The following is a 14,449-nucleotide window of genomic DNA, read 5'->3' as shown; positions in this document are numbered from 1 at the left end:
GTTTAAAAGCCAAATCCTAGTCCAAATGTAAATCTTGGTCCTTCATCAGCATAAAACAAAGCAACTCTAGCAGAAACTACATTTGCTCCATTTAAAAATAGACCTCCACCGTAAGATGTTTTCCATTCATCAGAGTCTTCTGTAGGTAACCAAATACGTCCATAATCAAAACCAGAATACACACCTAGTGATATAGGTATTATGTTTGTTTTCATTTTTCTAAGACTAAAACGTATATCTGTATTTTGGTAGTATGCTTTTTTTCCTGTAAAACGTTGGTTTCTATAGCCTCTTAAGCCATCTATGCCGCCAACTGTTGCTCCTTGGTAAAACTCATAATCATCTCCTATGTTAAAATGAGCTTTCCATTTAGTAGCTAATACTAATCTTCCGTTTGGTACTAACTTATAATCAAAAGCAAGACTAGGAATTATATAGGCATAATTTTGACTGTCATTTACTAATGATTGTTTGTAGCCCGCTTTTATCATTGTAGACATTCCCATTGTAGGAAAAGCAGCATTGTCTTTATTTTCGTAAGTATATGTAGCATCTACGCCTAAAAAAGTATTACGTACATCTTCATTATTAGCTACGTAAAATGTATTAATAAACCTGTCTTCTGTTTCTTCTACCTCAATAGTTTCTAAACCAATACCTGCTTTAAATTTACTACCTAATTGTCCGTTATAAACTATAGAAGGCACAACTTTAATTTGCTCTAGTTTAACACGGTTGTAATCCATTCCTAGATTGTCATCATTATTAATGCTTTTGTTTCCTAAACCAAAAAAGTTTACACTAAAGTTTGGACTGGTAAACCTTGTTTCAACCTCAAAATTCCAGTTTCCAAAGATGTTTGCAAACTCACCAGTGTATCCAAAATCAAAACCTTGCGTAGCAAAGTAAAAAGAAGCGTTAAAAGTGTGTTTTTCTGTGAACGGATTTAATCTAAAGCCATTGTATGTAAATGTGTTTGTAAAACCAATTTTTAAACCATCATCTGGATTAAAACCAACTGTTGGTATAATTTGGTTAACACTATTGCGTATTGCTAGAGGATTGTAAACATTAGTGTTGTAATCGTTGGTTAATTTAATTCTTGCTTTATTAGTTTCTTTAAATGTATTTTTCTTAGACTTATAATCGTAAATGGTTATTTTTTGACCTTCAGTAAGGTTATAAATATCATTGTTTTGTCCGCCAATAATTCTAATTCTTATATTGTTACGTGCGGTACCATTATCTTCAAAATAGTCATCGTCATCTAAGCCGTAAATCCATATCTCTTTAGTAACATCACTATTAAAAGTTTTATCAAAAAAAAGTTTATCTTTTTCTCCTTTAATATTACGGTATGCTTTTACTTGTACTTCTTTTTTGTTTAAGTGATTAATCTCAAACCAATCATCCTTATCTGTACCTGTTACTACTGCAAATTTGTTTAAAATTCTGTGGTATTCTTTAGCGTATTCTTTTAGATGTGAGATACGAGATAGTAATATTTCTTTAAGCTTTGGTAAAGAGCTATCTTGTATTTCTACAGGAAAATCCTTAAATGATTTGTTAATAACATCTTCGGTTAGGTTGTCTTGTATGTATTCTGCTTCTGTTATCCAATCTTTAAGGTTGGTTTCGCTTAACAAGGCAATATCTAATACATAAGTTTTAGGAGATGAATTAAAACCTCGTACGCTTCTTATTTCTTCGTTAAAACCTTCCATTAAGCGTAAAGAAGGTACAATTCTGGTTGCCAAACTCATCAAAGGTCCGTCTCCCATATTAGAAAAAACCTGATCCCTGTCTCTAGGTACTGGCTTATAAATTATTTTTTTATTTTTCTTGTTTTCTGCCCAACGCCATTGGTCTGTGTGTCTGTCCCAATCACCAATTACCATATCAAAAAGACGTGCTCTTAAGTATAGTTTATCATCAACTGCGTATTTTTCATCATCACGTAAATCTTCAAGCATACTGTCTGTGCTTTTAAGCTCATTAGCATAGCCAAAACTTTTTAAATTTCCGTGGTTATCACCAGCATGTTCTTCAAACATATATAACTCATCACCATAATTTACATTAAAATCTCCTAATGCTTTTTGTTTGGGGATGTAGTATAATTTAGGATTGGTGTGGTAAATGTCTATAGCGTCAGATAATGTAGAAACAATATATGGTGCATACGGGTGTGAGCCTGTATAGAAATCCATAAGTAGTTTTTCTACGGCAGTATTTTCAAACTCACCAACCACATATTGATCTTTAAAAGCCATAGATTGTAAGTACAATTCTGCACTTTTGCGCATAGAACGCATTACGTATTCTTTGCCGTTTTTATCTGCTAAACGTAACGATTTAGATTGGTGACCACCACCTGCTCTAACAGGAGTTAATCCGCCGTAAATAGTATCTAAACTTAAGGTTGGCACTGTTACAGATGTGCCATAGTATTTTCGGTAACGGTCTCCCCATATAAAATTATGAAAACCTGTTTTTGTAATTTCTTCTTGTGTGTATATAGATGCCGTTGTTGTTGCAGGGAAACTATCTGGCAGTTTTTTGGTAAATAATTTTTTGTCTTCTGGTAAAACTTCAGAGGTGAATAAAAATTTCTCATTATTGTTATCATCTAGTCCAAAATAGCGCACCCTAGAAGAACCATCTTTGTAAACTTCTAAAGTAGCGTACCCTTTTTCTCCTGTAGAAAACTTGCTGCCATTAATAAGTCTTGTTTCTCCACTTTTAGCTCCTGCACCACTAACAATTTGTGGTGTGTTTTCTTCTACAATATATTGTAAAGAGTGCTCGTGACCAGACACAAAAATTACTTTGTTAGAGTATTGTGCAAGTGTAACAACTCGGTTTCTTAATTCTCTGTACCTTTTACCTTGTAAGTCTTCAGAAGATGGTCCGGCTGTTTTTCTAAGTATATTTAAAAAAGTGCCTAAAATAGGTAATGGACCAACTCCAGGTTTAGGGTAAAAATGTTTTTTAAACGAATATTGTCCGCCGTGAGAACCGTAACTAAACATTGGGTGATGCATTGCAATAACCGTAGTTTTTTGTCTGTTTTTAGAAATTAAACTTTCTAACTCTATTAAAAACTTTTCTCTGCTTTTAATATCACATTTGTCGTTAATATCTGGGCGTTTATTCCAGTTGGTTAAGTACCACTCTGTATCTATGGCTATAATTATTAGGTTGTCATTTACCTCTATGGTTTCTAATGGGCAGCCATCTTCTGGTAAAAATACATCTTTACTGCCTAGTGCTTCTTGTATGTATTTTTGCTCTCGTTCTAGTCCTACTAAACCTTCGGTATACCAATCATGGTTACCAGGAATAAAAAGTGGTTTTCCTTTAAAATTTTCTAAAGTTTTTAGTTGTGCATCTAAATGACTTTTAGCTGTTAAATACGCTGCAGTAGAATCTTTAGGGTCTGGCATTCCAGCAGGGTAAATATTATCGCCTAAAAATAAAACAGAGCTATTTTTGTCTGCTTTATCAATTCTTTTTTTGAAAGACTTTAAAACAGGATTCATACCATTAATAGGTGATTTGCCTGCGTCCCCAATTAAATAAAAAGTGTGCTCTATTTCTTTATTAGTAGTAACGTCTATGCTCTGCTTCTTATTATCATATTTGGTTTTTACTGTTGCACAACCAGTAAGGATAAAAATACTTAACGACCAACAATATTTACTAATAGAAGTATTCATAAAGATTTTAATTTTGTAATTTGTGATGCATCTTATATTAAAGTTATGGCAAATATTATTCAGGAAACCGAAGATTATGTAATTAGTCTATTAACCAACGAGTTAAGCTCTAGTTTTTTGTACCACAACATTAGGCATACTCAACGTGTTGTCAAAAGTACGCAAGAATTGTTAGATTTTTATAAGTTAGACGTAAAAGAGCATGACGACTTACTTTTAGCAGCGTGGTTTCATGATGCAGGTTACACTAAGAGTGCTAAAGAACATGAAGAGCGTAGTTGTGATATTGCTCGTGAATTTTTAAAAGGAAAATCTTTTGAGGAAAAACGAATAGAAAATATTTGTAATTTAATTTTAGCAACTAAAAAAGGGTATGAACCTAAAAACCTTCAGGAGGAAATTATTAGAGATGCAGATGGGTCTCATTTAGGAAAAGAAAGTTACTTAGAGACTACAGAAATGCTAAGGGAAGAATTATCATTATTAGGATTGGTAGACTATTCCCCAGCAGAGTGGAGAGACACTAACATAAGAATGTTTCAGACCAAACATAGGTTTTATACAGAGTATGCTATTAAAAACTGGCAAGAAACCAAAGATGATAACTTGGCTAAATTAATTAAGGCTAGGAAGAAAATGAAGAAGCTGGTAAAAAAGGAAAAAGTTAAGGCGCAATATAAATCAGAATTTAAAGACAAGAGCCCGGAAAGAGGTGTGCAAACTATGTATAGGGTTACTATGCGTAACCACTTAAAGTTAAGCGATATTGCAGATACTAAAGCAAATATTTTACTGTCTGTAAATGCTATAATTATTTCTTTAGTACTGGCAGATTTAATGCCAAAACTAGATAGTCCTTCTAATAAGTACTTAATACTCCCTACGGCTTTGTTTATGTTTTTTAGTGTAATATCTATGGTTTTGTCTATAATTGCTACAAGACCAAATATTACAAGCGGACAGTTTACTAAAGAAGATGTAGATAATAAAAAAGTAAACTTATTGTTTTTTGGTAATTTTCATAAAATGAAACTAGAGGATTATGAGTGGGCTATGAAAGAGTTAATTAAAGATCAGTCCTATGTATATTCTTCCCTAACTAAAGATTTGTACTTTTTAGGATTGGTTTTAGATAGAAAATATAAATTGTTAAGGTGGACCTATGCTATTTTTATGTTTGGAATGATAGTCTCAGTATTGTCTTTCTTTTTAGCATTACATTTTTATGGGCCAAGGGAAGCAGTAATATTGTAGTGGCTAAGTTATAAAATAGAAAAAAGGCGAATATTACATGTAATATTCGCCTTTTTTTATGATCTATTTATTAATGCTTTAACTCGTGCATTAAATCATCATAAGTGTATGTTTCTTTAGACTCTTTATCTTTTTTGTATAAAATTTCTACACGTATTGCTTTTAAACCAGCAACACCTTGTAAGCCTTCTAGCTCTAGTACTTCTACATTTTTAGAAAAATATCCTTTAGAGCGTAAAAAACGAATGTAGCGTAAGTACTCTAACTCATCTTTTTTCTGAGAGTAAACAATAGAAAGTTTTCCTTTTTGGGTTAACCTTTCGTTAGTTCCTTTTATATAAGATTTGTCTATACGTTTTTTAATAACCTCATATCTGGCATTATATGTGCCATCTACATCAAAACGTTTTTCATCCATTCTAAATCTAATAGATAAAGATGTGTTATAAACTAATAATAAAGATGCAACATCTAATGCTATTGGTAGTTTTGGTTTTAGGTTGTAGTACTCATTTTCCATATCATACATTACCTGCAACTGCCACAACCTTAAGTTTTTTAGGTAAAAAGGATTGTATTCTTTACTCTGTGATATAGATTCTCCAATGTAGATATTGTGTTCCACACCATCTGTCTTATAGCGCTCAAAATAATGCGGAAACATTTCTTGTGCTTCCACTTGTTTTTTGTCTAAAACCTGAGCAAGTTTCTCGTTAATCTTCATAACACTTTGGTCATAGTTTTTCCTATGATCATAGTAAGACCCAGTATTAGGGTCTATACCTTCTTCGTAAGTGTTAATTAAATTTGCAATTTTAGGCTCTGTATTTTTTAAGTGTTTAAAAACAGGAGCTATCTCCTTTTTTATGAACTCTAATATAGTTTGCTCGCTATTTGTATTTAAAATTTCTTTTACTTCATCTAAATAACTATTGCTTCTAAACAATAATTCTTCATAAATGTGTAATTTATTAATTTCCCAAGCCTTAGTAAGTACATTGTTTACTTCGGTTAGTTGTATTAAAAGGTCTTTTTGTATAGAATTATTTCTAAATGTAGATGAATCTTTAATGTCTATTTGACCATAAAGAGGGTGTACATCTTTAAAAACAATTTCTTTAAATGTAGGGTCTAGACCTTCAGCATTTGCTCTAATAAAGCGTATTGCTTCGTTTTCAAACCTCCAAAGAACAGAAGAGTGTACTGTAGTACATTCTTGTTGTATTACAGCTTCAATAAGGTTTTCTTCTTCAGCTTTAGAACGTAAAACAGCTGTTACAATGTATGGCATTACATCTTGTAATTTTTGCGCGTTAACATTGTTTAAGTTGTATCTTTTTGTAGAGGCTAATTCTAAAACACCAAGCAATTGTTTGCCATCAGATATTGGTGCTATAATTGCACTTTTTATTCCTTGTTCTGCAAGTGTAGCATATAGGTTGTTATCTGGAGCTGATTTGGCATATTTATCTAAGTCTGAAATTACAAAGTATTTATGCTCTTTTAAAATTGTCTCGTAAGTGTTTTTACACAATGCAGTTTTACAATCTACATTGGCACTTTTATTAAGTATAAAACTTTCTATACCTATTCCGTGTACTTTTTCAAAAGTATCTTCTTTGCTATTATGTATAGAAAAACCAACTTTTAAATTAGGAAGGCCAAATAACGACTTAAATGTATTTTGGAAGTCTTCCATAAAAAACTCAGAGCCTCTTTTGTCACTTGAAATAAGACTAGATTTTATTTCGGAGATTGAGTGCTCTGCTGTAACATCAAACATATTAGAAATTACAAAACCTTTAGATGTAAAACTATTTGGCGGAATTTTTTCTTTCCATAGTTCTAGATTATCAAAGTTTTCTAATAGTTCATCTACATCTGCTTGTGTTAGTTTTTTAGCATTTTTGTTTGGTTTAATATCTATAAAATCTGCATTATACAATATTCTATAGTGTCTCATAACTCCGTTTTTATCCGGAATTTCATAAAACATAGGTCTTCTAAAGTCTAAATTAAAACCATAATGAAAATTCAATATTACGGTACTTGCCATAATATAATTTAATCTTTCTTCTACGTTTTTAATTTCAAGTTCAAAACCTTCACCTGCATCCTCTATAATTTTTTTAAATCTCTCAGACGAGTTAAAAATTACGTTTGCATAGGGTAAGGATGCTGCTTTTATTTCATTCTTAGTTAGTACCTCAGAGAAAGTATCTTGTAGAATAACATTAATTACATCTTTATGTTTATCAAGTAAAGTTAAATCTGTAAAACCTTCACGTAGTTCTGGGTAAGGTTTTTGGTAATTTAAAATAAATCTTGCTTTTTGGGCAAGGAACAGGTCATTACCAACAGCCATTTTATCGTACTGTTTAAGAAGCTTATCAAAACTGACAAGACTTTTTAGTGGTAACTCTATTTCGTTTTCAAATTTCATTGTCCTTACTTAGTCTAAGAATAGCCTGCAAAATTACAAAATAATTATTACTTTTTATTGCGTTTGTTGTAATCCTATTTAATCCCTTTTTTAGATATTTATACAAAAATTAAAATATGTCTTCTTTTACTAGATTAACCAGAGCGTATAATAAGTCTAAAATAGTATCTTTTGATGATAGCTCTAAGTTAATACTTTTTAGTGACTGTCATAGAGGAGATAATAGTTTTGCAGATGATTTTGCAAATAATAGAAACATTTACTACCACGCATTACAACATTATTTTAAAGAAGGTTATAGTTATTTTGAGTTGGGAGATGGTGATGAGCTTTGGGAGAACACATCTTTTGAGTCTATTTTTACGGCACATAAAAACATATATGGTTTATTAAGAGAGTTTCATTTACAAAATAGATTGTTTATGATTTGGGGAAACCATGATATGGTGTACAAAGACCCTAGTTATGTAAAAAAGCATTTGTCTAGTTATTTTGAGCCAATAGATGGTAAAGACAAAGATTTATTTATTGGTATAACTTATCATGAAGGTATTGTTTTAAAGCATAAAGATACTCAACAAGAACTTTTTTTAACACACGGACACCAAGCAGATTGGTGGAACTATACGTTTTGGCGTGTAGGGAGATTTTTAGTGCGTGTACTTTGGAAGCCGTTACAGGTTTGGGGTATAGCAGATCCTACTAGTCCGGCTAAAAATCACCAAGAATTAATAAAGGTTGAAAAACGAATTAAACGTTGGATATTGCAAAACAATGAAAAGCTTACAGTTGTAGGACATACGCATAGACCTCGTTTTCCGGAACCAGGAGATATTCCTTTTTTTAATGATGGTAGTTGCGTTCACCCAAGAAGCATTACAGGTATAGAGATAGAAAATGGTAAAATATCGTTAATTAAATGGCAGATTGCAACTACAGAAGATGGTACGTTGCGGGTGGTGCGTGTGCTGTTAGAAGGGCCACAAAAATTAACAGATTACCAACGAGCAAAACAGTAGTAGTTTAATTTTTCTATTTTTACACCACCATTAACTAAATTAACATATGAAAAAGAGTATTGCCTTATTGGTTATTTTATTAACCTTATCATCTTGTTGGAAAAACAAAAGTCCAGAAGATCTAATTAGATTAAAAGAGAAGTTTAAATCTCAAGTAGCTTCTTTTGAAAAGAAAAAAATTACAGCAAACAAAAACGTAACCAAAGGTTTAACATCTTTAAGTGCTTTAAAAGGTGCCCTAGAGGATGCTAAAAATGAGGATAAAGAGTTTGCTAAAGTATACGGTGACTGGGAAAAGGTTAATAAGCGTGTAGAAAATTTAAATAAGGAGTATGAGGATTTAAAAACTAAAGCCTCTAATTTGTTTACAGCTATGGAAACCCAAACCAATAGCTTAAGTGACGAGCAAAGCAGAAAAACACTTTTAAAAGCCATTAATAAAGCAAAAACAAAATACAATGGCACATTAGCAAATACCTCTAAAGCAATTGCAAAATTAAGATTGTTGCACGGAGATGCTGTGGAGGTTGTAAAGGCACTAGAGGTGGCAGCTGCTCTAAACTCTTTTGATAATATAAATAGCCAAATGGAGAGTATAGAAAGTAGAGTAGAAGGCATTATGCAAGAGTTAAATGTTGCTGTTATTGAAAGTAAAAATTTATACGAAAAGAAAATTACAGAATTAGGAGAGTAATTAACTATATGGCGGTTAAAGAGCAATTTTTACGTATTGAAGATGTAGCGTTACAGTTAGGTGTTTCTCAAAAAATAATTAGGAAACACATACATTCTGGTGCTCTTAAATCTACAAAAACTTTTGGTGTACATTATTTAAGTCCTAAAGATGTAGCTGTTTTTAAAAAGAGTGATGCGCTAACTATTTCTCCAAATAAAGAGTCGCTTAAAAAGGTCTCTAAATCTATAAAGACTGATGTTGTAAACTGGACAGATATATCTAAAAATTGGGAGAAACCTTCTAAAACCAAACTTACTTCTGCAGATTTGTTTTGTGGGGCAGGTGGTATGGCAAAAGGTTTTGAAATGGCTGGTTTTACACAGGTTGGCGGTTTAGATTGGTTTAAGGAGGCAGGTATGACATACCGAGAAAACTTTAAGCACCCACATATTTTAGGAGATATTACAGAAAGGAGTGTTAAGGATGAATTTATAAATACAGTTAAAGATTCGCTTAATGGTGAGTCATTAACTGTTTTGTCTGGCGGATTTCCTTGTCAGGGGTTTAGTATGTCTGGTAGTCGTATAGTAGAGGATGAGCGCAATTCTTTGTATAAAGATATGTTGCAAATTATTGAAGAGTTACAGCCCCAGTTTATAGTAGCCGAAAACGTAAAAGGTTTACGATCTATGCTTAAGGGCAAAGTAGAAGATAAAATAAAAGAAGATATTGCTAACCTTGGTTATGAGGTAAATGTTACTGTGTTAAATGCAGCTAATTTTTACGTACCTCAAAAAAGAGAACGTATCATTTTTGTGGCTAACCGAATAGGGAAAAAGAATTTACACCCTAAACCATTATTGTCACCAGAAAATTACATTACCACTAAAGAGGCAATAGAGGATTTGGTAAGGTTGAAAGACGACGCTAGTTTTAATCACGTTAGAGCAAAGCATAGTGATGCTATGAAAGAGCGCTTGGGTAAAGTGCCAGAGGGTAAAAGTTTGTATGATAATTATTCGGACTCTTGGAAAAAATGCCCTTGGAATGAAGCTAGCTGTACTATAAAAGAAAACCACGGCGGTGTAAATATACATCCAATAGAGTCTAGAGTTATTACCGTACGCGAAATGGCTAGACTACAATCTTTTCCGGACGATTTTATTTTTAAAGGAGCAAAAGGAAAACAAATGGTGCAAATAGGAAACGCTGTACCGCCTTTATTAGCAAAAGCAATTGCTTTAGCGGTTAGAGAAACTTTAGAAGTGTAAGTTTAGATATAAAAAACATATTCTAGCATTGCGTTTTCATTTTAAAAGATACCATTATGAACGCATTAGAGTTTGATACGCTTAGTATAGAATTGCGAAAACTAGCTCCAGAAATACCATTGCAATGGGGAAAAGTGCAAAACAACACTACAGATAAAAAAGTAAACCTTTTTAGATGTAAAACACTCAGCTCTTTAGAAAAAGATATTAATAGTTTAACTACAGATGATAAAAACTATTTTAAAAGACGATGGTTTTTATGGCAGTGTTCTAGGTGTGATGAGTATTTGTTTTATGCAAATAATAATGTAACCAGAAACCCAAATAGCAGAGATCAAGAGTATGATGTGGAGTTTTATAATAATTCTGCATTGCGTTTTGACGTTAAAGGAACAGTTGTGCCAAAAGAGTTACGTAGTAGTTTTAGTTTAGAGCATCCAGAAAAAATTGTAAACTTTTACTATAACAAGCAGAGTGTAGGTAAGCGTAGTTGCTTGCAAAACAGGTTGTTTATAGTGCATCATTCTTTTAAAGAACACAAAAGAGCGTTAGAATTACGATGTTCTTGGGATTATAAATCTATGGTTTACCAAAGTTTTATTCATCAATTAAAAGAAAAAAATAACTTTATAAACTACTTAAACGTTAAGGCTGCAATCATTTTTATAATAGAAAAAAAAGATGGTAGTTTTAGTTATAGGTTTGCGTAGCTTATTTTAAAAGTTGATATGCAATAAGTGCTACTATGTATGCAAAGCCACTCATAAAAACTAGTTGTGCTGCAGGCCATTTCCAGCTATTAGTTTCTCTTTTTACAATGGCTAAGGTGCTCATACATTGCATTGCAAAGGCGTAAAACAACAATAGAGATACTCCAGACGCTAAATTAAATAAAGGCTTATTATTCCAAGGGTTTACCTCTGCTGCCATTCGGTTTTTAATAGTTTCTTCTTCGTCATTACCAACACTGTAAATAGTTGCTAATGTGCCAACAAATACCTCTCGCGCTGCAAACGATGTTATTACTGCAATACCAATTTTCCAGTCATAACCCAAAGGTTTTACAATAGGTTCTATTGCTTTACCAGCATAGCCAATAAAAGAATGTTCTAATTTAAAACTAGCTATTTCCTCGTTCTCAGCTTTTAATTTTAATGCAGCAGTGCGTGTAGCTATAGAATCTTTAATAGCGTTACTCTCCAACGTTGGGTAATTGGTAAAAAGCTCACCTGTGTAAATTGCTATTTCGTCACTAATGTGGTCTTGGTTAAATTCAGAATAGCCAACCGTATTTATTCTGTTTTTAACAATTTCTTCTGCGTTTTTAAAATTGTCAGATAAGCCATATGATCCTAAAACCCATAAGATAACAGAGATTGCTAAAATTATTTTACCAGCACCATACACAAAACTTTTTGTTTTTTCCCAAACAGTATAAGCTACATTTTTAAATAGCGGAAGTTTATAGTTAGGCATTTCTATAACAAAAAATGTTCTACTTTTAATTTGTAATATTTTATGTAAAACCATTGCAGAGAAAATAGACATTCCAAAGCCTAATAGGTACAATAGCATTAAGGTTAGTGCGCGATAACTAAGGCCTAAAAATGTGCCATCTGGTATAACCAGCGCAATAATTATTAAGTACACGGGTAAACGTGCAGAACAGGTTGTAAATGGTGTTACAAGAATGGTTATTAAGCGTTCTTTCCAGTTTTCAATAGTTCTTGTTGCCATAACCGCTGGTATAGCACAAGCGGTACCAGAAATTAAAGGAACTACAGACTTACCGCTTAGTCCAAATGGGCGCATAAGCTTATCCATTAAAAACACAACTCTACTCATATAACCGCTTTCTTCAAGCAGAGATATAAATAAGAATAGAAAAGCAATTTGTGGTATAAAAATTACAACACCACCTATGCCGGCTATAATGCCTTCTGCTAAAAGGTTGGTAAAATCCCCTGCAGGTAGCGTCATTTTTGTCCATTCGCTCATTTGCGCAAAAGACTCGTCTATAAAATCCATTGGGTAGCTACTCCACTCGTAAATTGCTTGGAAAATAACTAATAGTATTAAAAAGAATATTAAGTAGCCATAGACTTTATGCGTTAAAATTTTGTCTAAAGTAGCTCTAAAACCTTTTGCAACTGTTAGGTCTACCTTGTATGTTTCTTTTAAAATATTATTTATAAACTGATACCTTAAAACAGTTTCTCTGTGTTGAAGCTTTTTAAGCTCTGTGTTAGATTTAATAGAGAAAGAAGTAACATCTTTAATGCGTTTTTTCTCTATAGGCATAAAATTTACATCTTGTGTAATAACCAGCCAAAGCTTGTATACATCTTCTTTGGGGAATGCTGCTCTAAGTTTGTTAAAATATTCAGGAGCAATTGTAGTTGTATCTATGTTAGACTTTGTAGATAGGTTTTTGTAGTCTGCAATTAATTCTTTTAAATTGTCTATACCAACACCTTTTCTAGTACTAACAAGTGCAATTTTTGTGTTTAATTTTTCTTCTAGTAAAGGTATGTCTAATGTAATACCTTTTCTAGCCATACGGTCTGCCATATTAATAACTAAAATGGCAGGTATTTTAAGATCTTTTATTTGTGTAAATAAAAGTAAGTTTCTTTTTAGGTTTTCTACGTCTGTTACAACTACGGCAACATCTGGAAAATCTTTGTCGTTTTTGTTTAAAAGCAATTCAACAACAACACTTTCATCTAAAGAAGTAGTATTTAAACTATATGTTCCTGGTAAATCTATTATATGTGCCTTTACACCACGAGGTAATTTACAAATACCCTCTTTTTTTTCTACAGTAATACCTGGGTAGTTACCAACTTTTTGTTTTAACCCTGTAAGCTGATTAAAAACAGATGTTTTTCCGGTGTTAGGATTTCCAATTAAGGCTACATTAATATTTTTGCTCATACTCAATTACATTCATTCAATTAAATCTACTTCTATTAAGGTAGCAGTAGATTTTCTTATCGCTATATGTGAGCCATTTACGTTAATGTAAATAGGGTCTTTTAGAGGAGCAATCTGTATAAGTTCTACAACGTTACCTGGCAAACATCCCATTTCTAAGAGTTTTATTGGTAAGGTGTCTTCAGAGAAATCTTTAATAATTCCTCTTTGCCCTTTTTTTAGTTGTGCTACAGTAGTGCTCAATTTTTATTTAGATTGATTTTAAGTAAGAGCAAAAATAAGGGAAAAAAGCAAAACAACAGACTTATACAATGCTTTTTTTATATTCTTTAATATCAATATTACTCTTTATATGATGCTTTTAAAATTTTGATATCCTCTAATAGCTCTTTAATTTCCTTAGGGTTTGTACCATCATAAGTGCCACGAATACGTTTTTCTTTATCAACTAAAACAAAATTTTCTGTATGCACCATACTGTATGGGTTGTTAAGGTCTGTTTTTGCAGCCATATAAGACTTGCGTGCAAGATCATAAATTTCTTTTCTGTCTCCAGTTACTAAATTCCATTTACTATCTATAACCCCTTTTTCAATAGCGTATTTTTTTAGTTGAGCAACAGAATCTATCTCTGGAGTAACAGAATGTGACAATAGCATAACATCATCATCGTCTTTAATGACCTCTTGTATTTTTGCCATATTTTTTGTCATAGTAGGACATATAGTTAGGCAGGTGGTAAAAAAGAAATCTGCTACATAAATTTTATTAGCATAATTGTCTTGAGTAATAGTTTCTCCGTTTTGGTTTGTAAGTTTAAAATTGGCAACTGTATGGTACTTTTTTTTATGTAAAAGTGTAGAGTCTACCAATTCTGTGTTAAAGTCTGCAGGTTGGTAAATAGGAAGCTTTACTTCTGGTTTTAAAGCATTGTAAAATAGCGTAATTATTACGGCAGATATTATTAAAAGTATAATGCCAAAAACTTTAAATTTACTAAAAAATGCGCCCATATTTTTTTGTGCAAATTTACAATAGGTGTAAGTAATAATCAATACAATAGCATATTAAATAATTCATAAAAATACTGTCATTGCAAGTATATCTTTTTGTAAGAACCCGTAAAAGTG

10 protein-coding genes are annotated in these 14,449 nt (G+C 32.1%); 5 read left to right on the top strand and 5 right to left on the bottom strand.

The genetic code is table 11. The features are described from left to right. Positions 1 to 2: 2 nt before the first annotated feature. Positions 3 to 3,719 carry a metallophosphoesterase gene (locus Q4487_RS08415; RefSeq protein ID WP_303540119.1) on the bottom strand — a complete coding sequence of 1,239 codons (3,717 nt, stop codon included), beginning with the start codon at positions 3,717 to 3,719 and terminating at the stop codon, positions 3 to 5. Between the two features lie 45 nt (positions 3,720 to 3,764). Between Q4487_RS08415 and Q4487_RS08410 the strand changes: the two genes are divergently transcribed. Further along, positions 3,765 to 4,973, top strand: coding sequence for a Pycsar system effector family protein (locus Q4487_RS08410; RefSeq protein WP_100894117.1), 1,209 nt, complete (start codon positions 3,765 to 3,767; stop codon positions 4,971 to 4,973). Positions 4,974 to 5,043: 70 nt separating this feature from the next. Here Q4487_RS08410 and Q4487_RS08405 read toward each other — a convergent pair whose 3' ends face one another. Further along, on the bottom strand, positions 5,044 to 7,416 hold the full coding sequence (locus Q4487_RS08405) for a GAF domain-containing protein (RefSeq protein ID WP_303540123.1): 2,373 nt from the start codon (positions 7,414 to 7,416) through the stop codon (positions 5,044 to 5,046). 116 nt (positions 7,417 to 7,532) lie between these two features. Here Q4487_RS08405 and Q4487_RS08400 point away from each other — a divergent pair, with 116 nt between their 5' ends. The 4 genes from Q4487_RS08400 to Q4487_RS08385 are packed head-to-tail and all read left to right on the top strand — an operon-like array spanning position 7,533 to position 11,092. Next, positions 7,533 to 8,435: a metallophosphoesterase gene (locus Q4487_RS08400; protein WP_100894115.1), complete on the top strand. Its 903-nt coding sequence runs from the start codon at positions 7,533 to 7,535 to the stop codon at positions 8,433 to 8,435. 46 nt (positions 8,436 to 8,481) lie between these two features. Continuing rightward, complete coding sequence (locus Q4487_RS08395; protein WP_100894114.1) at positions 8,482 to 9,129, top strand: hypothetical protein; 648 nt, start codon at positions 8,482 to 8,484, stop codon at positions 9,127 to 9,129. An 8-nt stretch (positions 9,130 to 9,137) separates the two neighbouring features. Continuing rightward, positions 9,138 to 10,382: a DNA cytosine methyltransferase gene (locus Q4487_RS08390; protein ID WP_303540127.1), complete on the top strand. Its 1,245-nt coding sequence runs from the start codon at positions 9,138 to 9,140 to the stop codon at positions 10,380 to 10,382. 56 nt (positions 10,383 to 10,438) lie between these two features. After that, on the top strand, positions 10,439 to 11,092 hold the full coding sequence (locus tag Q4487_RS08385; RefSeq protein WP_303540129.1) for a hypothetical protein: 654 nt from the start codon (positions 10,439 to 10,441) through the stop codon (positions 11,090 to 11,092). 1 nt (position 11,093) lies between these two features. Here the strand turns inward: Q4487_RS08385 and feoB are convergent, their stop codons facing one another. The 3 genes from feoB to Q4487_RS08370 all read right to left on the bottom strand — a co-directional run bounded on the left by feoB (position 11,094) and on the right by Q4487_RS08370 (position 14,332). Further along, the gene (gene feoB, locus Q4487_RS08380) at positions 11,094 to 13,319 is read right to left on the bottom strand and encodes a ferrous iron transport protein B (RefSeq protein WP_303540131.1); all 2,226 of its coding nucleotides are present in this window, start codon (positions 13,317 to 13,319) and stop codon (positions 11,094 to 11,096) included. 12 nt (positions 13,320 to 13,331) lie between these two features. After that, a complete protein-coding gene (locus Q4487_RS08375) occupies positions 13,332 to 13,562 on the bottom strand; it encodes a FeoA family protein (RefSeq protein WP_100894110.1) in 231 nt (76 codons plus the stop codon). Between the two features lie 98 nt (positions 13,563 to 13,660). Then, positions 13,661 to 14,332: an SCO family protein gene (locus Q4487_RS08370; protein ID WP_303540134.1), complete on the bottom strand. Its 672-nt coding sequence runs from the start codon at positions 14,330 to 14,332 to the stop codon at positions 13,661 to 13,663. Positions 14,333 to 14,449: the final 117 nt, after the last annotated feature.

Origin of the sequence: Cellulophaga sp. 3_MG-2023 (assembly GCF_030546975.1) — a bacterium.
Classification (GTDB): Bacteria; Bacteroidota; Bacteroidia; order Flavobacteriales; family Flavobacteriaceae; genus Cellulophaga.
Note: the sequence above shows the minus strand (reverse complement) of the source record. Positions and strands in the feature narration are given on the sequence as shown.